Annotated in this window: 22 protein-coding genes; 11 read left to right on the top strand and 11 right to left on the bottom strand. The window is 60.4% G+C overall.

Features of this window, described 5'->3' with window-relative positions:
- Nucleotides 1-58: 58 nt before the first annotated feature.
- Nucleotides 59-691 carry a homoserine/homoserine lactone efflux protein gene (rhtB, locus tag ACIPZE_RS03925; RefSeq protein WP_129396016.1) on the top strand — a complete coding sequence of 211 codons (633 nt, stop codon included), beginning with the start codon at nucleotides 59-61 and terminating at the stop codon, nucleotides 689-691.
- Nucleotides 692-751: 60 nt separating this feature from the next.
- On the opposite strand, the gene ACIPZE_RS03920 is transcribed toward rhtB, so the two are convergent.
- The 4 genes from ACIPZE_RS03920 to ACIPZE_RS03905 all read right to left on the bottom strand — a co-directional run bounded on the left by ACIPZE_RS03920 (nucleotide 752) and on the right by ACIPZE_RS03905 (nucleotide 3995).
- A complete protein-coding gene (locus ACIPZE_RS03920) occupies nucleotides 752-1495 on the bottom strand; it encodes a penicillin-binding protein activator LpoB (RefSeq protein ID WP_283438392.1) in 744 nt (247 codons plus the stop codon).
- A gap of 3 nt (nucleotides 1496-1498) precedes the next feature.
- Nucleotides 1499-2086, bottom strand: coding sequence for a penicillin-binding protein activator LpoB (lpoB, locus tag ACIPZE_RS03915; protein WP_129396014.1), 588 nt, complete (start codon nucleotides 2084-2086; stop codon nucleotides 1499-1501).
- Between the two features lie 35 nt (nucleotides 2087-2121).
- Nucleotides 2122-2502, bottom strand: a complete 381-nt coding sequence (locus tag ACIPZE_RS03910) for a YcfL family protein (RefSeq protein WP_400771492.1) — start codon at nucleotides 2500-2502, stop codon at nucleotides 2122-2124.
- A gap of 104 nt (nucleotides 2503-2606) precedes the next feature.
- Nucleotides 2607-3995 carry a COG3014 family protein gene (locus ACIPZE_RS03905; RefSeq protein ID WP_283438674.1) on the bottom strand — a complete coding sequence of 463 codons (1389 nt, stop codon included), beginning with the start codon at nucleotides 3993-3995 and terminating at the stop codon, nucleotides 2607-2609.
- A 172-nt stretch (nucleotides 3996-4167) separates the two neighbouring features.
- Here ACIPZE_RS03905 and ACIPZE_RS03900 point away from each other — a divergent pair, with 172 nt between their 5' ends.
- The 3 genes from ACIPZE_RS03900 to ACIPZE_RS03890 all read left to right on the top strand — a co-directional run bounded on the left by ACIPZE_RS03900 (nucleotide 4168) and on the right by ACIPZE_RS03890 (nucleotide 7606).
- A complete protein-coding gene (locus ACIPZE_RS03900; RefSeq protein WP_400771489.1) occupies nucleotides 4168-5067 on the top strand; it encodes a LysR substrate-binding domain-containing protein in 900 nt (299 codons plus the stop codon).
- A 75-nt stretch (nucleotides 5068-5142) separates the two neighbouring features.
- A complete protein-coding gene (locus ACIPZE_RS03895; RefSeq protein WP_283438395.1) occupies nucleotides 5143-7038 on the top strand; it encodes an FTR1 family protein in 1896 nt (631 codons plus the stop codon).
- Between the two features lie 112 nt (nucleotides 7039-7150).
- Nucleotides 7151-7606 carry a YaiI/YqxD family protein gene (locus ACIPZE_RS03890; protein ID WP_127930187.1) on the top strand — a complete coding sequence of 152 codons (456 nt, stop codon included), beginning with the start codon at nucleotides 7151-7153 and terminating at the stop codon, nucleotides 7604-7606.
- 104 nt (nucleotides 7607-7710) lie between these two features.
- Here the strand turns inward: ACIPZE_RS03890 and elbB are convergent, their stop codons facing one another.
- Complete coding sequence (gene elbB, locus ACIPZE_RS03885) at nucleotides 7711-8379, bottom strand: isoprenoid biosynthesis glyoxalase ElbB (RefSeq protein WP_283438396.1); 669 nt, start codon at nucleotides 8377-8379, stop codon at nucleotides 7711-7713.
- 116 nt (nucleotides 8380-8495) lie between these two features.
- Between elbB and ACIPZE_RS03880 the strand changes: the two genes are divergently transcribed.
- Nucleotides 8496-9731 (top strand): sterol desaturase family protein, encoded by a 1236-nt coding sequence (locus tag ACIPZE_RS03880; RefSeq protein WP_400771485.1) that lies wholly within the window; start codon nucleotides 8496-8498, stop codon nucleotides 9729-9731.
- Here the strand turns inward: ACIPZE_RS03880 and ACIPZE_RS03875 are convergent.
- A complete protein-coding gene (locus tag ACIPZE_RS03875; protein ID WP_129396008.1) occupies nucleotides 9712-10368 on the bottom strand; it encodes a DedA family protein in 657 nt (218 codons plus the stop codon). The genes ACIPZE_RS03880 and ACIPZE_RS03875 overlap by 20 nt on opposite strands.
- Before the next feature lie 207 nt (nucleotides 10369-10575).
- On the opposite strand from ACIPZE_RS03875, the gene hemB reads away from it, so the two are divergent.
- Entirely contained in the window at nucleotides 10576-11589 is a 1014-nt protein-coding gene (hemB, locus tag ACIPZE_RS03870; protein ID WP_283438398.1) for a porphobilinogen synthase, read from the top strand.
- An 18-nt stretch (nucleotides 11590-11607) separates the two neighbouring features.
- On the top strand, nucleotides 11608-13833 hold the full coding sequence (gene ppk1 / locus ACIPZE_RS03865) for a polyphosphate kinase 1 (protein WP_129396006.1): 2226 nt from the start codon (nucleotides 11608-11610) through the stop codon (nucleotides 13831-13833).
- Nucleotides 13834-14105: 272 nt separating this feature from the next.
- On the opposite strand, the gene ppx is transcribed toward ppk1, so the two are convergent.
- From ppx to ACIPZE_RS03840, 5 genes are all read right to left on the bottom strand, one after another.
- Complete coding sequence (gene ppx / locus ACIPZE_RS03860; protein WP_129396005.1) at nucleotides 14106-15608, bottom strand: exopolyphosphatase; 1503 nt, start codon at nucleotides 15606-15608, stop codon at nucleotides 14106-14108.
- Nucleotides 15609-15845: 237 nt separating this feature from the next.
- A complete protein-coding gene (locus ACIPZE_RS03855; protein WP_283438399.1) occupies nucleotides 15846-16583 on the bottom strand; it encodes an amino acid ABC transporter ATP-binding protein in 738 nt (245 codons plus the stop codon).
- Complete coding sequence (locus ACIPZE_RS03850; RefSeq protein ID WP_400771481.1) at nucleotides 16570-17220, bottom strand: amino acid ABC transporter permease; 651 nt, start codon at nucleotides 17218-17220, stop codon at nucleotides 16570-16572. Before ACIPZE_RS03850 ends, ACIPZE_RS03855 begins: the two co-directional genes overlap by 14 nt.
- Nucleotides 17217-17891, bottom strand: coding sequence for an amino acid ABC transporter permease (locus ACIPZE_RS03845; RefSeq protein WP_129396002.1), 675 nt, complete (start codon nucleotides 17889-17891; stop codon nucleotides 17217-17219). Before ACIPZE_RS03845 ends, ACIPZE_RS03850 begins: the two co-directional genes overlap by 4 nt.
- Nucleotides 17892-17912: 21 nt before the next feature.
- Nucleotides 17913-18698 carry a transporter substrate-binding domain-containing protein gene (locus tag ACIPZE_RS03840; RefSeq protein WP_400771478.1) on the bottom strand — a complete coding sequence of 262 codons (786 nt, stop codon included), beginning with the start codon at nucleotides 18696-18698 and terminating at the stop codon, nucleotides 17913-17915.
- Between the two features lie 256 nt (nucleotides 18699-18954).
- Here ACIPZE_RS03840 and ACIPZE_RS03835 point away from each other — a divergent pair, with 256 nt between their 5' ends.
- The 4 genes from ACIPZE_RS03835 (at nucleotide 18955) to ACIPZE_RS03820 (ending at nucleotide 23826) form a co-directional block, all read left to right on the top strand.
- Nucleotides 18955-19662, top strand: coding sequence for a FadR/GntR family transcriptional regulator (locus ACIPZE_RS03835; protein ID WP_283438402.1), 708 nt, complete (start codon nucleotides 18955-18957; stop codon nucleotides 19660-19662).
- Nucleotides 19663-19782: 120 nt separating this feature from the next.
- Nucleotides 19783-20112 carry a thioredoxin TrxA gene (trxA, locus tag ACIPZE_RS03830; RefSeq protein WP_283438403.1) on the top strand — a complete coding sequence of 110 codons (330 nt, stop codon included), beginning with the start codon at nucleotides 19783-19785 and terminating at the stop codon, nucleotides 20110-20112.
- Nucleotides 20113-20361: 249 nt separating this feature from the next.
- Nucleotides 20362-21621 carry a transcription termination factor Rho gene (gene rho / locus ACIPZE_RS03825; RefSeq protein ID WP_003229334.1) on the top strand — a complete coding sequence of 420 codons (1260 nt, stop codon included), beginning with the start codon at nucleotides 20362-20364 and terminating at the stop codon, nucleotides 21619-21621.
- 207 nt (nucleotides 21622-21828) lie between these two features.
- Nucleotides 21829-23826 carry an acyltransferase family protein gene (locus tag ACIPZE_RS03820; RefSeq protein ID WP_400771474.1) on the top strand — a complete coding sequence of 666 codons (1998 nt, stop codon included), beginning with the start codon at nucleotides 21829-21831 and terminating at the stop codon, nucleotides 23824-23826.
- The last annotated feature ends 8 nt before the right edge of the window (nucleotides 23827-23834 follow it).

Below are 23834 nucleotides of genomic sequence, written 5' to 3'. Positions count from 1 at the left end.
TTTGGCCCCAAACAGCATTAGCTTTGACGACTTGTTACAGCATGAGTCGAGGTGTGCGATGGAGCTTCAAACATGGCTGGCGTTTTTCGCTGCCTGCTGGGTGATCAGTCTTTCCCCGGGTGCTGGCGCCATTGCGTCGATGTCCAGCGGTCTGCAATACGGTTTCTGGCGCGGTTACTGGAACGCCCTCGGCCTGCAGATCGGTCTGGCCGTGCAGATCGCGATTGTCGGCGCCGGCGTTGGCGCGATTCTTACGGCGTCGGCCACGGCTTTCCATGCAATCAAGTGGTTTGGTGTCGCCTACCTGATCTATCTCGCCATCAAACAATGGCGTGCGCTGCCCATGGACATGAGCGATGACGCGGCCGTACGGCCCATCGGCAAACCGCTGGCGCTGGTGTTCCGTGGCTTTCTGGTGAATATCAGCAACCCCAAGGCGCTGGTGTTCATGCTGGCGGTGCTGCCGCAGTTCATCAATCCGCACGCGCCGCTGCTGATTCAGTATGTGGTGATCGGCGTGACGATGGTCTGTGTCGATCTGATCGTCATGGCGGGCTACACCGGGCTGGCGTCGAAGGTGCTGCGTTTGCTGCGCACACCGAAGCAGCAGAAGCGCATGAACCGCACGTTTGCCGGGCTGTTCATCGGCGCTGCGGCGTTTATGGCTACCTTGCGTAAAGCCGCCGCATAAATCGCACAGACAAAAAAAGGCGACCTACAAAGGTCGCCTTTTTTATGGCCTGCGATTTACTCAGCGCAGAATCACGGGTGGCGTATCCGCCGGCAGGTTATTGCGTTGAGCCGGCTCGCGCGATGGCTCGTAACCGCCGCTACCGAGTTGCTGGCTCAATTGCCCTGCGACATCCTCACCCAACGCCTTCGACACATCACGGACCACGCGCGGGCGGTTCAGCGATACATGGATATCCCGACCGTTCACCAGTTTGGTGTCCTGCGCTTCACCCATCGCGGTGAAGGCGGAGATGATTTCGTACGTCCTGGTGTTGATCAGGCTGAAATCGGCGACCAGGGTCAGCGCGAGCACCGCCGAATAGCTGTCGGTGTTCGCCAGCTCGTTCATGTCCTGGGTGAAGTCGATGTCGGAGACCGTGCCGAACAGCACATAGTCGGCGCCCTTGAAGCTGCCAGCCTTGATCCGCTGGATCACGTCGTAGATGTCACCCTTGGACGACGCGGTGTACGGCTTGCCCTGCACCAGCTGGAACATGCCGGTACGAAGCATTTCGCCCTTGATGTCGCCGGTGAATCGGCGCAACTCGGTCTGTTCGATGTAGCTGTTGCGCGTCTCGTATTCTTCATGGCTGGACGAACCGCTGGCGCCGTAATAGCTCTCCTGATGATCGCTCTGCGCCGAAATAGTGTGGATGTATTGCTCCACGCGCGCTTCGTACGCGAGGTCGGCGACGGCGACTTTCGGCGCCGCCTGCACGCTGAACGCGCAAGCCATAGCGATCATGCCAATCCATGTGCGCATCGATTAACGCTCCGTGGTTTTGCGGATTTCTTTTTCGTCCATCCATTCGGCCAGACCGCTCTCGACATCGATCAGTTGCAGGCTGAATTTGTAGAAGACGTCCTTGTAATCGCTGCTGCGCTTGACGATCGAGCTGATCGACCCTTCAAGACGGTATTTCGCCGCGATCATGTTGCCAGTCTTGGCCACGGTGCTCTTCTTGTACAGGCCACTCTGGTTTTGCAGCTTGAGGTGGTCAATCTGGCTCTGCATCGCCGTGTTGTCGCTGGCAAAGCGCGCGACACCGGTCTTCATCAGTTGGGTCTTGATGCTGGTGGTGATCTCGCGAGTGTCGATGTACTCGCTGGTCTTGTTCATCACGTCGTAGACCTGAACCACCGGACGCCCTTGCAGAACCCCTGACTGAGCCAGCGACCGGGTCATCGACTCGGCGATCATCTGCAGGTCGGTGGAACCGAATTCGTTGGTGACGGTTTCAACCGCTTTCGGGTCGCCGTAGCTGATGTTACCGCTGCCCAGGGTCGGCGAATTGTCGACGCATCCGGAGGCCAGCAGGGCGAAAACGGCGAGGCAGGAAACGCGTGCAAACATGGCAATGCTCTCTGGAACGGAAGGGGGTGTCGGGCTCAAGGCGTCTGCAGTTCCAGACGGAAGTCCACGGCTTTTGGCGTTGGGGCGATGCTCTGGAGGAAGCTGTTCTGTCCGCCGTAGATCAGCTGGGGTTTCCAGACTTCTTCGTCGGCAACCGGAAAGCCTTCTGCGCCGAGCCAGGCGAACCGGTAATATAAGGTCTTGTTGCGCTTGTCGGTGTTGCTCAACTGGACGCCGACGGTCATGAAACCGTTTTCGCGGGCGACGCGCATATTGCCGATCGCGATATTTTTCAGCTCACCCATGGCCACGACTTTGCTCGCGGCGCTGCCCGGTGCGGGCGGCGGCGGGGGCGGCGTTGCGCAGCCGCTGGCCAACAGGGCGAAAGCGCTAATCGCGACGAATTTGAAGCGCATGCAAAGACTCCGTTCTTCAGGTTGTCCGGGGCGGGCGACAGGGCGCGCGCCGATGCTCGGCAGATTGACGGTCTGCCTGATTTTCTTCAAGCGCCAACGCCTGTCTATTTCAAGCCCGGTGCTGGTTCCGTCGACGCTACGTAAGCCGTGCCGATGATAAATAACCGGTCGCCGAATGCCCGCAGGTTGATGACCTGGTGATCACGATCAATGCGTACGGTCAGCGTACCGGTGGAGTTGGGTACGTTGATCGTGTGATTGCCCTTTTTCAGGCGTAGCCGCGCTACCAGGGTTTTGTCGGGCAAGGTGCGCCAGGTGCGGGTGTCAGCCTCTTCGAGCGGATCTTTGCGGGTCACGACCAGTGAGGCCTTGGTGGGGTTTTGGCTGTTGTAATCGGCCTGGGCGACGGCATCCAGGTTGGCGCGGAACCTCGCCGATCCAATGATATCGGGCATATCATCACGCAAGGTGCGCGTCGCCATGTCGGTCACGCTGTTGATGAGGTTCAAGGGGCGTTTGCGCGCATCGACCTTGATCGAGTCGAAAAACGGCGTGACCGTATCCGGCACCATCACCGGGAAGGAAATCGGCGCCTCGATGACCAGGTTTTCATTGAGCTGCACCGGAATCAGCACTTTGACCGATGCGCGGGCGGGGGCCAGGCCGCTTTGCACCACGATCAACACGTCGCTTTCGTCAGCCTTTGCTGGCGGCTTGTCGAGATCGCGCAACGCTTGCTCGAGAAAAGGCACGTTGGGGCGCAGTTCGATGGCCTGCCGATAGCCCGGTGCAGCCAGATCTCGCTCGCCCAGGGCCTCATAGGTGAAACCGGCCAGATAATGGCTGAACGCACTCTGATAACCGTTCTTCAACTCGATGACCGAAGGCGCATCAAGAAGGGTCACCGGGTAGCCGCGCAGATCCTTGTATTGCACCTTGATGCCCTGAGCCTTGGCTTGTTCTTCGACCTCTTCGTACTGGCGCTCGCGCTCGCGGGCGATCAGTGCTTCGCGTTCGTGGGTTTTCTTGATATCGGTGCGGGCGCCTTCGAAGTCGTCGACGGACAATTGGTTGAGGGCCATCTGCGTGGTCAGCATGACCTTTTCGTAGTCATAACCGTTGTAGCGCTGCAGCTTGTCATTGACCAGCATGACGCCCAGCTCCCGGCCTAATTGGCCGAGGAATTTCATCGGTGCGGACGACACGGCGTCTTCGCGCTGGACGATCATCTGGTCAGCACTGCGCCAGGCCATCTGGCTCTCCGGCAGCAAGTTGCCGACGCTGAGGACTGCGCCTTTTTCGAAGTAATAGAGCAGATCCTTGGATTCCCACGGGTTGTTCCACTCGATCAGGTACAGCGCACCATCGACATTGCCCATCATCAGTTGATCGGTGGTTTGCTGCATTTCCTGGTCGTAATCGCGGAAGGCGGCGCATCCGTTGAGCTGCACAATGACACTGAGCAGCGCAGTCAGCAGTAGGCAGTGACGCATGACGGTGGCTTCTTCCTTGGGCGCAAAGGGGCTGACGTGACGCATTATATGGATCAGTGCTGGCAATGTGCTTGGCTGTTTTACACAGCGCATGCTCGGCCTGTCAGGTGCCATGCCCTCATGGTTTGCGTTAGGCTTGCGGCCTCGCCGCTCAACTCAATCCGGTGCCCCGATGAATCAACTGATGGCCATGCGTGCGTTCCGTTGCATCGTCGAGTGCCGTGGATTCAGCGCCGCCGCCGAACGCCTCGACACCACGCACTCGACCATCTCCCGGCAGTTGCAGCAACTGGAAACCGCACTCGGCACACGCCTGATCAATCGCAATACCCGTCGCTTCAGCCTGACCACGGCCGGGCAGCAGTATTACCTCGCGTGCGTGGACATCATTGACCGCCTCGACCAAGCCGCCGTGGCAGTCGGGCAAACCCATGAAAGCCCCAGCGGCGTTTTGCGCATCAGCGCGCCGATGGTGATCGGTACGCTCGAGTTGGCGAACTGGTTGCCGGCGTTTCAGCAGCGCTATCCCGAGATTGAAGTTGATCTGTCCTGCGATGACCGCTTCGTCGATCTGATCGCCGAAGGCTTCGATGTAGCGCTGCGCATTTGCGAGCCACTTGAGGATTCGACCTTGGTCGCGCGCTTGCTGACGGTGTCGCCGATGTTGCTGGTGGCCTCGCCGGCTTATGTGGCCCGACATGGCTTGGTGCACCAGGCAAGTGAATTGGCCGGGCATCAATTGCTGGCCTTCGCCGCTGCCAACGATTGGCAACTGAGCGACGCGCGCGGGGTAATAACACCAGTCAAAACCCAGGGGCGGTTCAAAACCGATTCGATCAGTTCGCTGCACGCCGCCGCGCTGGCGGGTGTCGGCATCGCGGCGTTTACCCGGGCAACGGTGCAGGACGACTTGTTGAGTGGGCGATTGGTGCAGCTCCTGCCCAACATCACCCTCGGTCAGCGGCACTATTACGCACTGTATCCGCACGCCCGGCATGTCGCCCTGAAGGTGAAGGTTTTTGTCGAGTTCATGACCGAGCACTACCGCAACATGGCGACGCCTTTGCGCTAAATGCCGACAAAGCTTGAGGGAAATGCCTGCGAAGTGAACAATATGTAACTTCGCATTTCCTTTTGAGACCTGTTCATGACTGCCTCGTCCCGATTTCTGGCCTGGCTGGTGTTCCCGTTGTGCGCGCTGAGCAGCTTCAACCTGCTGGCCGATACCGTGGAAGGCGCCCCGCAAGCGCTGCACCTGCTCGATTACATCAGCGCGGATTATCCGCCGACGGTCGAGGCTGGAAAAGTCGTCGATGATTCCGAATACCGTGAGCAACTGGAGTTCACTCAAGCGCTGCAAGGGCTGATCGCCGCGATGCCGGCCAAGCCTGAACAGGCCGCGCTGGAGCAGGGCGTCAGAGCCTTGCGCGCGGCGATCGGGGCGAAGCAGGACGGTGCGGAAGTCGCCCGTCAGGCGCGGCAACTGGGCGCGCAACTGGCGGTGGCGTATGAAGTCAGTCAGGCGCCGATCATTACCCCGGATCCGACCCGCGGCGCACCGCTGTATGCGCAGAATTGCTCGGTGTGCCACGGTGACAGCGGTGCCGGCGACGGTCCGGCAGGTCTGGGCATGACCCCGGCACCGGCCAATCTGCGTGATGCCGCGCGGCTGGATAACCTGAGTCTTTACGCGATCTACAGCACCCTCGGCCAAGGTGTCGAAGGCACTGATATGCCGGCGTTCGCCGATCAGCTCGATGACCGCCAGCGTTGGGATCTGGCGACGTACATCGCCGGGTTCAGCGCCGATGCCACTGCCGCCAAAGCCGAGAAGACTTACAACCTCGCCGATCTGGCACGCCAGACCCCGGCTGAAGTGCTGGCTGCCGAAGGCGTGTCAGCCGCAGCGACTTTCCGCGCCCAGCGTGCGCAACCACCGCAGGTCAAGCGTGGTCCAGCGCAGTTGCTCGACTACACCGCCGCGACGCTCGACAAGAGCCTGGCCGCCTACCGCGCCGGCGAGCACGATCAGGCCTACGACCTGTCGGTAGCGGCGTATCTGGAAGGTTTCGAACTGGTCGAAAGCTCGCTGGATAACGTCGACGCCAACGTGCGCAAAGACACTGAGAAATCGCTGATGGCTTACCGTCAGTCGTTGCAGGACGGTTTGTCGGTCGAGCAGGCCGAGCAGCGTCTGGACGCGGCCAAAGCCAAGCTCAAGGAGTCAGCCGGTTTGCTCGGCAGCGATGGCCTGAGCTGGTCGCTGAGCTACATCTCCGGTCTGCTGATTCTGCTGCGCGAAGGACTCGAAGCGATTCTGGTGTTGGCGGCAATCCTCGCGTTCCTGCGCAATACCGGCCAGCAATCGGCGGTGCGCAGCGTCAACGTCGGTTGGGGCCTGGCACTGCTGGCGGGCCTCGGCACCTGGGCGCTGGCCGCGTATGTGATCGACGTCAGCGGTTCGCAGCGTGAATTGCTTGAAGGCGCGACGGCGCTGTTTGCCAGCGTCATGGTGCTGTGGCTCGGCGTGTGGATGCATGATCGTCGTCACGCGGCGGCCTGGCAGGATTACATCAAGAGCAGCCTGGTCGGCGGTGGCGGGCGTTTCGGGTTTGCGATTCTCGCGTTCTTCTCGGTCTATCGTGAACTGTTCGAAGTGATCCTGTTTTACGAAACCCTCTGGCTGCAGGCTGGCCCGGCCGGGCATGACGCGGTGCTGGCGGGCGGGGCGACAGCGCTGGTGCTGCTTGTCGGCCTGGCCTGGGTGATTTTGCGCGGGTCGGCGAAACTGCCGCTGACGTTGTTCTTCAGCATCAACGCGGCGCTGCTCTGTGCACTGTCGGTGGTGTTTGCCGGGCATGGCGTGAAGGCGTTGCAGGAGGCGGGGATTTTCGGTACGCGGCCGGTGGCGTTCTTTGAATTCGATTGGCTGGGGATTCATGCCGATGCGTATTCGTTGACGGCGCAGGCGGTAGCGATTGTGGCGATTGTGCTGTTGTATGGGCGTAGTTGGGTGGCTGAGAGGAGGCGGGTCGTCGCCTAAAAAGCATTCGCTGGTGCTCATAATCGCGGGCAAGCCACGCTCCCACAGGTTTAGCGTTAACCTTGTGGGAGCGTGGCTTGCCCGCGATGCTTTTTGGAATGAGGAAACGATGATGCGTGTATGGATCGATGCCGACGCCTGCCCACGGGCGGCCAAGGATCTGGTGGTGAAGTTTGCCCTCAAGCGCCAGTATGAAGTGGTGCTGGTCGCGGGGCAGCCGCAGATCAAGCCGGGGCTGGCCATCGTCAAGCTGATCGTGGTGCCGAGCGGCCCGGATGCCGCGGACGATTATCTGGTCGAACACGCGGTGCCGGGTGAGCTGGTGATTTGCAGCGACATTCCGCTGGCCGACCGCCTGGTGAAGAAGGGTGTCGCGGCGCTGGATCCGCGCGGCAAGGAGTTCGATGCGCAGAACATGGGCGAACGGTTGGCGGTGCGCAACCTGTTCACCGACTTGCGTGAGCAAGGCCAGATGAGCGGCGGCCCGGCGCCGTTTGGTGATCGCGAGAAGCAGGCGTTTGCCAATGCATTGGACCGGATCCTCACGCGCCTGACCCGTAAACCCTGAAAAGATCGCAGCCTGCGGCAGCTCCTACAGGGGCAGCGCATGACGCAACATCACGGCGCGACACGAAACCTGTAGGAGCTGCCGAAGGCTGCGATCTTTTGATCTCAAACGTCGTTTTCGTGGGTCAGTTCGAGCACCCGGTCAACCAGCTTGTTGATCCCCGAAGCCGCTTCGCTGATGTTCTGCGCCAGCATATAAGCCGGGGTCGTCACCAGTTTGCGTGCCTTGTCTTCGATGATCTCGCTCACCGCGCAGTCTTCGTGGGTGGCGCCCATCTTGTTCATCGCCGTGGCGGTGTCGGCGTCGTTGCCGATGGTGCAAGTCACGCCAGGGCCGTAGATCTTCGCCGCGAGTGCCGGTGAAATGCACATCAACCCGACCGGTTTGCCGGCCTCGGCAAACGCTTCGGCCAGCGCCAGCACTTCCGGCTGCACGGTGCAGCCTGCGCCTTCGACAGCGAAGTTGGAGAGGTTTTTCGCCGCACCAAAACCGCCGGGCACGATCAGCGCATCGAAGTCGTCGACATCGGCCTCGCGGATGTCCTTGATGTTGCCACGGGCAATGCGCGCCGATTCCACCAGCACGTTGCGCGACTCGGGCATTTCTTCGCCGGTCAGGTGATTGATCACATGCAATTGCGCGATGTTCGGGGCGAAGCACTGCACCTGGGCGCCGCGTTGGTCGAGACGCAGCAGGGTGATGACGCTCTCATGGATCTCGGCGCCGTCGTACACGCCACTGCCGGACAGGATCACTGCAACTTTTTTGCTCATGGGTTTCTCTCCAGATTCATGGCGCTAAATGTCCACTAAATTGTCGCGTGTTGCCATAGGGTTAATCCGTGGCTGCGCCTAGGATCTATTGCATACGTTTGCGAGCGGGGCGCGTCATGGATTTCATTCTGTATGCGGTGCCGTTTTTCCTGGTGTTGATCGCGGTGGAGCTGCTTGCCGACCGTTGGCGCGGGGTCAGCAACTATCGCTTGGCCGACGCGGTGAACAGCATCAGCACCGGCGTGCTCTCGACCACCACCGGGCTGCTGACCAAAGGCGTCGGGCTGCTGACTTACGCATTTGCCCTCAAGCATCTGGCATTGCTCAGACTTTCGGCGGACAGCGTCTGGGTCTGGATTTTTGCCTTCGTCCTCTACGACTTCTGCTACTACTGGCTGCACCGCCTGGGCCACGAGCGCAACATCCTCTGGGCGGCGCATTCGGTGCATCACCAGAGCGAGGAGTACAACCTTTCCACCGCGCTGCGCCAGACCAGTACCGGGTTTCTGCTCGGCTGGATTTTCTACCTGCCGATGGCCGTGTTCGGTGTGCCGTTGCTGGTGTTCGTCAGCGTCGCGGCGCTGAACCTGCTTTATCAATTCTGGGTGCACACCCAACACATTCCCAAGCTCGGCTGGTTCGAGTGGTGCTTCGTTACGCCGTCCAATCATCGGGCTCACCATGCACAGAACGCTCTCTACATGGATCGCAACTACGGCGGGGTGTTCATTCTTTGGGATCGGCTGTTCGGCACGTTTCAGGAAGAGGACGACAACGAGCCAGTGATTTTCGGCGTGACCACACCGCTGGCGAGCTGGAATCCGCTGTGGGCCAATCTGCAGTTTTATGCGCAATTGTGGGATGACGCGCGGCGGGCCGAGAGACCGTGGGACAAACTGCGAATCTGGTTCATGCGCACCGGTTGGCGGCCGGCGGATGTCGCAGCGAAGTACCCGATGAACAAGCCGGATCTGGCGCAGTTCCGCAAATTCGAGGTGCCGCTTGGGCGTCGTCAGCAGGGGTATGTAGCGGTGCAGTTTTGCGTCTACATCGCGCTGGGCAGTTATCTGATGAACCTCGAACGCGGCTTGCCGAGCGCCGCGCTGTTGCTTGGCTGGGGGGCGGTAGCGTTCGGTGTGTTTGCGTTGGGCGTGGCCCTGGAGAATCGCCCGTGGGCATTGCAAGTCGAGTTGCTGCGGCTGGCGTTGAACGTGCCGCTGGTGTGGCTGGCGCCGCTGGTCGGTCTGTGGCCGGCCAGCCCGCAAATGTGGGTCGGCCTGCTCGGTTACAGTCTGATCAGCGTTATCGGGTTATACCGCTGTCGCCGGCAGGTTACTCGGTGGGCGTCTTAGGTTCAGCGGGGTTGGCCTGTTCGGCCTTCAGCTGTTCAGCCTTGGCCGCTTTGGCGATTTGTTCGTCCTGGTAAACCTGTTTGGCCAGCCGCGCATTCTTGAAGCGGCGGCGCAGCCACAGGCCAACACCTAGAATCAACAGCGCACCCAATACCCACAGCTCGTACTTCTTGATGCTGCCGAGCATGCCTTCCAGCACCGCACCGAAGTGATAGGCAGCGGCGGCGAGGGCGCTGGCCCAGATCGCCGCGCCAATGCCATTGAGCAGCAGATAACGTCCCGGCGGATAACCTGACAGGCCGATCGCCACCGGCATTACCGTGCGCAGACCGTAAACGAAGCGGAAGCTCAGGACCCAGATGTCCGGATGCTTGCGGATGTGTTCCAGCGCGCGGTCACCCATCATCTGCCAGCGCGGTTTGCGCGCCAGCAACTTGCGCCCGTGCTTGCGGCCGAGGAAGTACCACAGCTGATCGCCGGCATAGCTGCCGAAGAACGCCACGACCACCACCATGTTGATGTCCATGTATCCACGGAACGCGAGGAAGCCCGCGAGCACCAGAATGGTTTCGCCTTCGAAGAACGTGCCGAGGAACAAGGCAAAGTAGCCAAAGTCATGCAGAAATTGTTGGAGCATTGTCTGGGTGCTGGCGAAATGAACGCGCAGCCTAACCCTTCGGACACATTCATGAAAGTGTCCAAATGTGTCTCGACGTGAACAATTCCTACACTGAGAATGGAATGCGGCTACACGTCACAGGTCTCACACAACTGTCATCTGTTCGTCATAATGGCCGTCTATAACTGTCACGCTCGCCCGTTTGCGCGGGCTCAGGAGTCCGCCGTGAGCTTTACCCCAGCCAATCGTCTGTTCCCAGCCACGCGCCTGCGCCGCAATCGCCGTGATGATTTTTCGCGTCGGCTGGTGCGGGAAAATGTCCTGACGGTCGATGACTTGATCCTGCCGGTGTTCGTGCTTGACGGTGAAAACCGCCGCGAAGCCGTGGCCTCGATGCCCGGGGTAGAGCGGCTGACTATCGATTTGCTGCTCGAAGAGGCGGCGAACTGGGTCGAACTGGGTATTCCGGCGCTGGCGCTGTTCCCGGTCACCCCTCCAGAACTGAAATCCCTCGACGCCGCTGAAGCCTGGAACCCCGAAGGCATCGCCCAGCGCGCCACCCGCGCCCTGCGTGAGCGTTTCCCGGAACTCGGCGTGATCACCGACGTGGCGCTCGATCCGTTCACCACCCATGGTCAGGACGGCATTCTCGACGAAGCAGGCTACGTGCAGAACGACATCACCGTCGACGCACTGGTCCGCCAGGCGTTGTCCCACGCCGAAGCCGGCGCGCAGGTTGTCGCACCATCGGACATGATGGACGGTCGCATCCAGGCGATCCGCGAAGCGCTGGAAATCGCCGGTCACGTCAACGTGCGGATCATGGCTTACTCGGCCAAGTACGCCAGCGCCTACTACGGGCCGTTCCGCGATGCGGTGGGTTCGGCGTCGAACCTCGGCAAAGCGAACAAGGCCTCCTATCAGATGGACCCGGCCAACAGCGACGAAGCGCTGCACGAAGTCGGTGCGGACTTGTCTGAAGGCGCGGACATGGTCATGGTCAAACCGGGCATGCCGTACCTGGACATTCTTTTCCGGGTAAAAGATGCCTTCAAGGTGCCGACCTTCGTCTACCAGGTTAGCGGCGAATACGCCATGCACATGGCGGCGATCCAGAATGGCTGGTTGAGCGAGGCGGTGATTGTCGAATCACTGACCGCCTTTAAACGTGCCGGTGCTGATGGCATCCTGACTTACTTTGCTGTCCGTGCCGCTCAATTGTTACGAGAGCAGAAATAGCCCTCCCAGGAACATTCGATGAATACCGAAGGACTCACTGAAGTTGCCGTAAAAGAAGCTCAACCGGTGGTCGAGCAAATCACCGAAACCCCGCCGGAACTCGAGCCTGCGCCGCCCGCGCCGGTGGCCGAACCTGCGGCGGCGGTGCCAGCCATCGCCATTCCCGGTCTGGATGACAGCAGCCTGTACATCCACCGCGAGCTCTCGCAACTGCAATTCAATATCCGTGTGCTGGAGCAGGCACTGGACGAGTCCTATCCGTTGCTGGAACGCTTGAAGTTCCTGCTGATCTTCTCGAGCAACCTCGACGAATTCTTCGAAATCCGCGTTGCCGGCCTGAAGAAGCAGATCACCTTCGCCCGTGAACAGGCCGGTGCCGACGGTCTGCAACCGCATCAGGCGCTGGCGCGGATCAGCGAGCTGGTGCACGGTCACGTTGATCGTCAGTACGCGATCCTCAATGACATCCTGCTGCCGGAGCTGGAAAAGCATCAGGTGCGCTTCATCCGTCGCCGCAACTGGACGGTCAAGTTGAAGACCTGGGTGCGTCGCTATTTCCGCGACGAGATCGCGCCGATCATCACCCCGATCGGCCTCGACCCGACGCACCCGTTCCCGTTGCTGGTGAACAAGAGCCTGAACTTCATCGTCGAGCTGGAAGGTATCGACGCCTTCGGTCGCGATTCCGGCCTGGCGATCATCCCGGCGCCGCGCTTGCTGCCGCGGATCATCAAGGTGCCGGAAGAAGTCGGCGGCGCCGGCGACAACTATGTGTTCCTCTCGTCGATGATCCACGCCCACGCCGATGACCTGTTCCAGGGCATGAAGGTCAAGGGCTGCTACCAGTTCCGCCTGACCCGAAATGCCGACCTGGCGCTCGACTCCGAAGATGTAGAAGACCTCGCCCGCGCGCTGCGTGGCGAGTTGTTCTCGCGTCGTTACGGCGATGCGGTGCGTCTGGAAGTCGCTGACACTTGCCCGAAACACCTCTCGGATTATCTGCTCAAGCAGTTCAACCTGAGCGAGAGCGAGCTGTATCAGGTCAACGGCCCGGTCAACCTGACGCGGTTGTTCAGCATCACCGGTCTGGACAGTCATCCGGAGCTGCAATACACGCCGTTCACCCCGCAGATCCCGAAACTGCTGCAGAACAGCGAAAACATTTTCAGCGTGGTCAGCAAGCAGGACATCCTCTTGCTGCACCCGTTCGAGTCGTTCACCCCGGTGGTCGACCTGCTGCGCCAAGCGGCGAAAGACCCGCACGTACTCGCTGTGCGTCAGACCCTTTACCGTTCTGGCGCCAACTCCGAGATCGTCGATGCGCTGGTCGATGCCGCGCGTAACGGCAAGGAAGTCACGGCGGTCATCGAGCTGCGTGCGCGCTTCGACGAAGAGTCCAACCTGCAACTGGCCAGCCGTCTGCAAGCGGCCGGTGCGGTGGTGATTTACGGCGTGGTGGGCTTCAAGACCCACGCCAAGATGATGCTGATCCTGCGTCGCGAAGCCGGCGAGATCGTCCGTTACGCGCACCTCGGCACCGGTAACTACCACGCCGGCAACGCCAAGCTTTACACCGACTACAGCTTGCTGACTTCCGACGACGCCTTGTGCGAAGACGTCGGCAAACTGTTCAGCCAGTTGATCGGCATGGGCAAGACCCTGCGCATGAAGAAGCTGTTGCATGCGCCGTTCACCCTGAAAAAGGGCATGCTCGACATGATCGCCCGCGAGACGCAATTTGCGCTCGACGGCAAACCGGCGCACATCATTGCCAAGTTCAACTCGCTGACCGATCCGAAGATCATCCGCGCGTTGTACAAGGCCAGCCAGTCTGGCGTACGCATCGATCTGGTGGTGCGCGGCATGTGCTGCCTGCGTCCGGGCATCGCCGGGGTTTCGCACAACATCCATGTGCGCTCGATCATCGGCCGCTTCCTCGAACACACCCGCGTGTTCTACTTCCTCAATGGCGGCGACGAGCAGATGTTCCTCTCCAGCGCCGACTGGATGGAGCGCAACCTCGACAAGCGCGTCGAGACTTGCTTCCCGGTCGAAGGCAAAAAGCTGCTGACCCGCGTGAAGAAAGAACTCGAGCTGTACCTGACCGACAACACCCACAGCTGGAGCCTGCAGTCGGATGGCCGTTACATCCGCAACACGCCGACCGGCAACCAGAACCCGCGCAGCGCGCAGGCGACATTGCTGGAACGACTGGGCAGCCCGATTTTGCCGGTGAGCAGCTAAAGCCAAGAGCAAAAGCCCCTCATCGGAACGCCGCCCGCCTAACCCTCCCCCAGAGGGAGAGGGGACTGACCGAGGTGAATGTCAGGGTTACGCCGACTTGCAATACCGAGCCGAACTCAGGATTTGAAAAGCCCACAAATCGGCTCCCTCTCCCTCGGGAGAGGGCTGGGGTGAGGGGAAGGCCCAGCTCCAATTTCAAGCCGAACCCAATAAAAAAGGCGATCCCTGAGGATCGCCTTTTTTATACCTGTCATTCACAAATTTGCTGGGTATCAGTGAACCGTGAGCACAATCCCCACCCGCGTCAGCCAATCCGCCTCAAGCCCGAAATCCGCCTGGGTCAGCTGATTTTCGTCCAGCCAGTTTTCCGGGAATTGCACATCCAGGGTATTGCCCTTGGCGTGCAACACCACCTGCGGCATCGCTTGGGTGCCACGAATGTGATGGAACAGAATCGCAAAGCGCAGCAGCACGCACAGGCGAATCAGCTTGTCACCGTCGTCACCGAAATCGGCAAACTTGTCCTTGGGAATGTTGCGCCGATGACCGCGCACCAGCAGGGCGAGCATCTGCTGGTCTTCGCGGGAGAAGCCGGCGAGGTCCGAGTGCTCGATCAAATAAGCGCCGTGTTTGTGATAGTGATAATGCGCAATATCGAGGCCGACTTCGTGCACTTTAGCTGCCCAGCCAAGGAGTTCGCGCCAGATGCCGTCATCCAGCTCCCAGTCCGCCGCGACCTGATCGAACGCGTGCAAGGCTTTGCGCTCGACTCGAGCGGCCTGTTGCAGATCGACGTGATAGCGCTCCATCAACGAGGTCAGGGTGCGTTCACGCACGTCTTCGTGATGATGACGGCCAAGCAGGTCATAGAGCACGCCTTCACGCAGCGCGCCGTCGCAGTGGTCCATGCGTTGCAGTTCGAGGGCGTCGAAAATCGCTTCGAGAATCGCCAGACCCGCCGGAAAAATGGTCCGGCGATCAGGCTTGATGCCTTCGAAGTCGATCTTGTCGACATCACCCAGTTTGAACAGACGACGCTTGAGCCACGCCAGACCTTCGGCGTTGACTTCGCCAGTGCCGTGACCGCCAGCCTTCAGCGCCAGGCCGATGGCGCGGATGGTGCCCGAGGAGCCGATGGCTTCATCCCAGGTCAGGCGATGCAGGGCGTGCTCGATGCTCATGATCTCCAGCCGCGCTGCGGTGTACGCCTGGGCGTAGCGGGCCGGGGTGATCTTGCCGTCCTTGAAATAGCGCTGGGTGAAGCTGACGCAGCCCATTTGCAGGCTTTCGCGCAGCAGCGGCTCGAAACGCTGACCAATGATGAATTCGGTACTGCCGCCGCCGATGTCGGCGACCAGACGTTTGCCCGGAGTGTCGGCGAGGGTGTGCGACACGCCCAGATAAATCAGGCGCGCCTCTTCACGGCCGGAGATGACTTCCACCGGATGGCCGAGGATTTCTTCGGCGCGATGGATGAATTCGAGGCGGTTGCGCGCTTCCCGCAGGGCGTTGGTGCCGACGATGCGCACGGCGCCCAGCGGCATACCGTTGATCAGTTGGGCAAAACGCTTGAGGCAATCGAGGCCGCGCTGCATCGATTCTTCGTTGAGCTTGCGCTCATCGTCGATGCCGGCAGCCAGCTGAACTTTCTCGCCGAGACGCTCGAGAATGCGGATTTCGCCGTTCTGGGCTTTCGCCACGACCATGTGAAAGCTGTTGGAGCCCAGGTCGATTGCGGCGATCAGGGACAGATTCTTGGCTTGGGATTGCGGCATGGTCAGGGGGTCTCGGTCGATAACCTCGACATCGTGCCACGATCAAACGCTGGCGCCAACGCGCACGGCGCAAACCGGATCGTTCCCACGCTCTGCGTGGGAATGCAGGCCGGGACGCTCCGCGTCCCAAAAGCGGACGCAGAGCGTCCGGTGAGGCATTCCCACGCAGAGCGTGGGAACGATCAGACAGCTTCTGTGGCGAGGGAGCAAGCTCCCTCGCCACAGAAGAGGTGCGGATCAATTGACGGCTTCTACAGTGCCAATAAAGTTCGCCAGCTCCGCCGTCTGCGGATTGGCAAACAACACCTTCGGATCCCCCACCTCATGCACCTTGCCATGGTGCATGAACACCAGTTTGTCGCCCACCTCGCGGGCGAAGCGCATTTCGTGGGTGACCATGATCAATGTCATGCCTTCCCTGGCCAATTGGCGCACCACGCTGAGCACTTCGTTGACCAGTTCCGGGTCAAGCGCCGAGGTGATCTCATCGCACAGCAACACTTTCGGCGACATCGCCAATGCCCGGGCAATCGCCACGCGTTGTTGCTGGCCGCCGGACAGGCGATCCGGAAAGGCATCGAATTTCTCTCCGAGGCCGACGCGCTCCAGCATTGCGCGCGCCAGTTCCGCTGCCTTGGCTTTTGGCACTTTCTGCACCACCTGTGGCGCGAGCATGACGTTCTCGCCGACGGTGAGGTGCGGGAACAGGTTGAACTGCTGAAAAACCATACCGACTTTCTGCCGCAAGCTGCGCAAATCAGCGCGGGCAGCGTCGAGGTATTCGCCATCGACTTCGATCACGCCGTCGTTGATCGATTCCAGGCCGTTAAGCGTGCGCAGCAGGGTGGATTTGCCCGAGCCGCTGCGGCCGATGATCGCCACCACCTGGCCTTCTTCGACGCTGAGGTCGATGCCTTTGAGTACGTGGTGATCGCCGTAGTATTTATGCAGGGCGGAAATTCTAAGCAGAGGCATGCAGTCTCCTTTCCAGGTAGCGCGCACTGAGGGACAAGGGGTAGCAGAGCAGGAAATAGCCGAGGGCGACGAGGCCGTAGACCATGAACGGTTCAAACGTGGCGTTGGCGAGCATGCCGCCGGTCTTGGTCAGCTCGGTGAAGCCGATGATTGAGGTCACGGCGGTGCCTTTGACCACTTGCACCGAAAAACCCACGGTCGGCGCCACGGCAATCCGCAGCGCTTGCGGCAGGATCACGTAGCGCAGTTGCTCCAAGGGATTGAGCGCCAGACTCGCCGAGGCTTCCCACTGGCCATTGGAGATCGACTCGACGCAACCGCGCCAGATCTCTGCCAGATAGGCGCTGGTGAACAAGGTCAGGGCAATCGCTGCGGCCATCCACGGCGAAATCTCGATTCCGGCCAGCGCCACGCCGAAGAACACCAGAAACAGTTGCATCAACAGTGGCGTGCCCTGGAACAGCTCGATCCAGGTGCGGGCGATGTTGCTCGACACAGCGTTTTTTGAAATGCGCATGATCAGGATCAGCAGCCCGACGAGGCCGCCGCCGATAAACGCCACCAGCGACAACGCCAACGTCCATTGCAGGCCAACGAGCAAATTGCGCAGGATGTCCCAGAAGGTGAAATCGCTCATGCGCGGCTCCCGCTTCGACTGATGTAGCGGCGACCGATCCAGTTGAGCAACTGGCGGATCAGCAGCGCCATGCACAGATAGAGCAGCGTGGTCAGCGCGTAGGTTTCAAAGGCGCGGAAGTTGCGCGACTGAATGAAGTTGGCGGCGAAGCTCAGCTCTTCGGTGGCGATCTGCGAACACACCGCCGAACCGAGCATGACGATGATGATCTGGCTGCTCAGCGCCGGCCAGACCTTGCCCAGCGCTGGCAGCAAGACCACGTGGCGGAACGCCTCGAAGCGGGTCATCGCCAATGCTGCTGCGGCTTCCAGCTGCCCGCGCGGGATCGCCTGGATGCCGGCACGGATGATCTCGGTCGAATAGGCGCCGAGGTTGATCACCATCGCCAGCACCGCCGCCTGCCATTCGGAAATCTGCACGCCAAGCGACGGCAGGCCGAAGAAGATGAAGAACAACTGCACCAGAAACGGCGTGTTGCGGATCAACTCGACGTAAACGCCGAATAGCGTCGAGAACGGGCGAATCTCCCACGCCCGCATCAGCGCCCCGACAATCCCGAGGCCGACCCCGAGCACCGCACCGATGGCGGTCAGCTCAAGGGTAAACAGCGCTCCGCGCAGCAGCAGGTCGGTGTTTTCCACCACCGGCATGAAATCGAACTGATAAGCCATGAAGGTCTCCCGCGCAGTCGATCAGAGATCGGCCGGCAGCGGCTCTTTCAGCCAGGTCTGCGAATTCTTTTCCAGCGCGCCGTCAGCCTTGGCGCTGGTCAGGATGTCGTTGACCTTGGCCAGCAGCGCCGCTTCGTTCTTGTTCACGCCAACGTAGACCGGCGAATCCTTGAGCTTCACTTTCAGCGCCGGCACGCGTTTCGGGTTCTTCTCGCTGATTGCGACCATCACCACGTTGCCGCTGGCGATCAGGTCGACCTGGCCTGCGAGGTAGGCGGCGATGGTCGAGTTGTTGTCTTCGAAGCGCTTGATGGTCACACCTTCGGGAGCGACCTTGGTCAGCTCGATGTCTTCGATGGCGCCACGGGTGACGCTGATGGTCTTGCCCTTGAGGTCATCGAGGCTCGTAATCGCGGCGTCGGGCGGGCCGAACACGGCGAGGTAGAACGGTGCGTAGGCATGGGAGAAGTCGATGACCTTCTCGCGTTCGGGGTTTTTGCCGAGGCTGGAAATCACCAGGTCGACTTTGCCAGTGGTGAGAAACGGGATGCGGTTGGTGCTGTTGACCGGGGTCAGTTCAAGTTTGACCTTGAGTTGCTCGGCCAACAGTTTTGCCGTGTCGATATCGAGGCCGCGCGGCTTCATGTCCGGGCCGACCGAGCCGAACGGCGGGAAGTCCTGAGGTACAGCGACTTTCAGTGTGCCGCGTTTGACCACGTCGTCGAGACCGTCGGCATTTGCGGGCGCCTGACAGAGCAGCAGGCCGGCAAACAGGGAAGCGAGGAGGGCGCTGTAACGCTGGGTCATGGACAATCTCCGGATCGGCGGGAAGTGATTTCTGTGATCGGACAGAGCATGCGCCGTGCCAATAGGCGGCCTTGGTAGCGGCAGGCCGCGGTTTCAGCGGGTTTGTTCGGTCTTACTGGTCTGAACAGTCAGGTTGTTTTTCGCACTGCCATGGCGCATCGGCCCCAAGCGTCGAACCCCGCTGGGGCACGACTTGCCGGACTCCTCGAATAGCTTTACAACTAGCCGCACATTGGCCCGGTGCGTCTGAAAAACCATGAACTCGATTTCCCGTGCGGTACCCGAAGTGGCGCTGCAAGCGATCCGCAAACTGATCAGCGAACAGGGCTTCGGCCCCGGCGATGCCTTGCCGTCGCAACGGGATCTGGCGCTGCAACTCGGTGTCAGTCGGGCATCGTTGCGTGAAGCGTTGTCATCGCTGAGTGCGCTGGGCGTGGTCAGTATTCAGCCGGGCAAGGGCGTTTTCGTGCAGGCGCCGGTGGAGTTGTCACGCGGCGATAGCGCGCCGGGCTGGTCGTTCGCGGCGCAGGCGTCGCCATTGGATATCTTTCAGTTGCGCTATGCGCTGGAGGGTTTCGCCGCAGGGCTGGCAGCGGTGACGCTGAGCACGTTCGATCTGGACGCGCTGGAAGACAATGTTGCGGCAATGCGCGAGCAATTGAAGGCCGGCGACTTTGAAGCCGCCGCGAAACTCGACTTCGAATTCCACCGGCGCATTCTGCTGGCGAGCGGCAATCAGGCGATGCTGAGCATCCTTACCGCCAGTGCCGAGATGTTTCTCGAGAGCCAGAAACTACCGTTCATCCGTGCCGAGCGCGCCATGGAAACCTGGCAGGAACACCGAAAAATCCTTCGTGCCCTCGCTCGCCGGGCATCCGCTGCTGCGCAAAAAGCCATGCAGGAACACGTGCGCAATGCGGCCCTGCGCACCGGGATCGCCTTCATCGCCCCCGCCACGGCGTGACTTGAGCTATACCCAAACTCATGGGGCACCATAGCAAGACTCAATCATCTGCGGCTTCCTGAACACAGGAAGGGCGGCTATGATGGGCCACGTTTTTTTGCTTACAACCTGGAGAATTCCATGAGCAGCGATCTTATCAAACACGTTAGCGACGCTAGCTTCGATGCCGACGTACTCAAGGCCGAAGGCGCTGTCCTGGTCGATTACTGGGCTGAATGGTGCGGTCCTTGCAAAATGATCGCTCCGGTACTGGACGAGATTGCCGAGACTTACAAAGGCAAGCTGACCGTTGCCAAACTGAACATCGACGAAAACCAGGAAACCCCGGCCAAGCATGGCGTGCGTGGTATCCCGACCTTGATGCTGTTCAAGGACGGTGAAGTCGCTGCGACCAAAGTCGGCGCGCTGTCGAAGTCGCAACTGGCAGCTTTCCTCGACGCCAACATCTAAGCGTCGCAGTAAAGTGCTTAAAAAAAAGCCCCGCAAATAGCGGGGCTTTTTGCGTATTCAGGGCTAGACGCTCCGAAACTCAGGTGGTACATTCGGCCCCGCACTGGTTTCTCCATTGCCCCCTGCTAGCCGTCGCCGACGCACTCCTTTTCGAATTAGTTCGCGATCCTGTCGCCTTCTCCGCGGCGCGGCCTCATTAAGCCAAAAGCTTAATTTCCCCCCCTCCATAAAGGATTACGTCATTCCTCTATGAATCTGACTGAACTCAAGCAAAAGCCGATTACCGAACTGCTCGAATTGGCCGAACAGATGGGCATAGAAAATATGGCCCGTTCGCGCAAGCAGGACGTGATTTTCTCCCTGCTGAAAAAGCACGCTAAAAGCGGCGAGGAAATCTCCGGTGATGGCGTGCTGGAGATTCTCCAGGACGGCTTCGGCTTCCTGCGCTCCGCTGACGCTTCCTACCTGGCCGGCCCGGACGATATCTACGTCTCGCCAAGCCAGATCCGCCGCTTCAACTTGCGCACCGGTGACACCATCGTTGGCAAGATCCGCCCTCCGAAGGAAGGCGAGCGGTATTTCGCTCTGCTCAAGGTCGACACGATCAACTTCGATCGTCCCGAGAACGCGAAAAACAAGATTCTCTTCGAGAACCTGACCCCGCTGTTCCCGACCGTGCGCATGAAGATGGAAGCCGGTAACGGTTCCACCGAAGACTTGACCGGTCGTGTGATCGACCTGTGCGCCCCGATCGGCAAAGGCCAGCGTGGTCTGATCGTTGCGCCGCCGAAAGCCGGTAAAACGATCATGCTGCAAAACATCGCAGCGAACATCGCCCGTAACAACCCTGAAGTTCACCTGATCGTGCTGCTGATCGACGAGCGTCCGGAAGAAGTAACCGAAATGCAGCGCACCGTGCGCGGCGAAGTGGTTGCCTCGACTTTCGACGAACCGCCGACCCGTCACGTCCAGGTTGCCGAAATGGTGATCGAGAAGGCCAAGCGCCTGGTCGAACACAAGAAAGATGTGGTGATCCTGCTCGACTCCATCACCCGTCTGGCCCGTGCCTACAACACCGTGATTCCAAGCTCCGGCAAGGTCTTGACCGGTGGTGTCGATGCTCACGCCCTCGAGAAGCCAAAGCGTTTCTTCGGTGCTGCGCGTAACATCGAAGAAGGCGGCTCGCTGACCATTATCGCCACCGCGCTGGTTGAAACCGGCTCGAAGATGGACGAAGTGATCTACGAAGAGTTCAAGGGTACCGGCAACATGGAATTGCCTCTGGATCGCAAGATCGCCGAGAAGCGCGTGTTCCCGGCGATCAACATCAACCGCTCCGGCACCCGCCGCGAAGAGTTGCTGACTGCCGACGACGAACTGCAGCGCATGTGGATTCTGCGCAAGCTGCTGCACCCGATGGACGAAGTCGCTGCCATCGAGTTCCTGGTCGACAAGCTGAAAACGACCAAGACCAACGACGAGTTCTTCCTGTCGATGAAGCGCAAGTAACATCGCCGGCTGAGCCGATAAAAATGGCGTCCCTATGGGGGCGCTATTTTTTTGCCCGGATTTTGACTGGATTTTGTCTCAGCGATGGGACGATGGTGATCTGGTAAGGTCTGTGCCTTGCAGAATGAGCAGCAACGTACGAGACCGTTTCCGGGTAAGAGATTCCGGCTGTACAAATAATAACCAACTGATTGGCATTAAAGATTTATGAGTACACTCGCTTATCGAAGGGATATCGACGGCTTGCGGGCAGTCGCGGTCATCGCCGTGGTGCTGTTCCATTTTGGCGTCCCGGGGTTTACCGGCGGTTTTGTCGGGGTTGACGTGTTTTTCGTCATTTCCGGCTACCTGATCACTTCGATTATCTGGAACCAGCGTCAGGCTGGACGGTTCAGCTTCGTCGAGTTCTGGGCACGCCGTGCGCGGCGGATTCTGCCGGCGCTGTTCGCGATGATCATTGCGGTGCTGGCGGTGGGCTGGTTCCTGCTGGCGCCCAAGGATTACGAAGAGCTGGGGCGCTCAGTGCGCTATCAGGTGCTGTTCGTCTCGAACATCCTGTTTATGCGTCAGGACTGCTATTTCGACGTCGCCTCTGACCTCAAGCCGATGTTGCACACCTGGTCGCTGGCGGTTGAAGAGCAGTTCTACATCCTCTTCCCGCTGCTGCTGGCGGTGCTGTCGAGTCGCCTCAAGCACTGGCGACTGGCGCTGTTCGCGATTCTGCTGGTGTCCTTCGGTCTGAGCGTGTGGGCGGTCAGTCACCACCCGGAAAAAGCCTTCTTCCTGCTGCCAATGCGCGCCTGGGAACTGCTCGCCGGGGCTATGCTGGCGGTCGCGCCGAAGCATGCCTGGCGCTTGAAGCCGATGGCGGCGCAACTGTTGAGCCTGCTCGGCATGGGCCTGATCCTGCTGGCGGTGTTCGGCTACAGCAAAGCCACACCATTCCCCGGTGCGGCGGCGCTGCTGCCTGTGCTCGGTGTGGTGCTGCTGATTTTCGCCAACGGTCATCGCGAGACTGTTGTTGGTCAATTGTTGAGCAGTAAGGTGATGGTCGGTTTCGGCCTGATCTCTTATTCCTGGTACCTGTGGCATTGGCCGGTGTTCGTGTTTTCCAGCTATGCCAGCGTCGAGGAAATCAGCGCGCTCGATAACGCCGGATTAATTCTGCTGACGCTGGTGCTGGGTTATCTGTCGTGGAAATTCATCGAAACGCCGTTCCGCGAGCGCCGTTTGCTCGCCGGTCGTCGGCCGATTCTGATCGCTGGCGCCCTCGGTGTGCTGGTGCTGGCGCTGGCCGGGCAAACCCTGCGCTGGACCGATGGCTTGCCGTGGCGTCTGTCCGATCAGGCGCTGCAATATGCCCGTGGCCACGACTGGCGGCCGGAGCTGATGGCGTGCCTGGCGGACGACAAGACGCCTGATGACAAACTGTTCTGTCATTACGGCGTGGCCGACGTGCCGGCGCAAGCGATGGTCTGGGGCGACAGTCACGCCACGGCACTGATTCCGGTGTTTGATGACGGTGCGAAAGCCCACGACGTCAGCGTGATTCTCGCCAGTTCACCGGGCTGCATTCCGGTGGAGGGTCTGGAACATGGCCCGGTATGTGCGCATTTCAACCGCCGGATCGAGCAGGCCCTGAAAGAGAAAACCGTCAGCGATGTGGTGCTGGTCGCGCGCTGGAGCCTGTACGTCTACGGTGCAGCCAATGGCGACCTGGGCCACGTGCTGAGAACCCCCGACGGTCGTTACGATCGCGCCGCTGCCGAGCAACGTCTGGCCGCTGGCCTGCGCACGCGCGTTGCGCAACTGCGTGCCAGCGGCCATCGGGTCTGGCTGGTCAAAGAGGCACCATTGCAGCCTTTCAGCCCGCCATATCGCCTGACGCGCCTGGCGATGCTGGATCGTTCGGTCGAAGGCGTCGGTCAACAAGTGGCCATTCACCACGAGCGCCAGGTGTTCATCAGCCAGCTGTTCGCCGAGCTGGCCAAAGACCCGGCGGTGCGTGTGGTCGATCCTGCGCCACGCCTGTGTGATGAAAAGGGACTCTGTCACGCAGAACTCGACGGCTACTCGCTGTACACCGACGATAATCACCTGTCGGAAGTCGGCGCGCGCCTGGTGGCACCGATCATGGAGCCGCTGTTCATCAGCCTGCAAGGCCGGGAAAACCTTGGCAAAGCCCGGACGAATGCAGCCAAGTAAGCAGCGAC

Origin of the sequence: Pseudomonas sp. NPDC089741, assembly GCF_044748825.1 — a bacterium.
GTDB classification, from domain to species: Bacteria; Pseudomonadota; Gammaproteobacteria; order Pseudomonadales; family Pseudomonadaceae; genus Aquipseudomonas; species Aquipseudomonas helmanticensis.
This window is presented reverse-complemented; position numbering and strand designations above follow the sequence as displayed.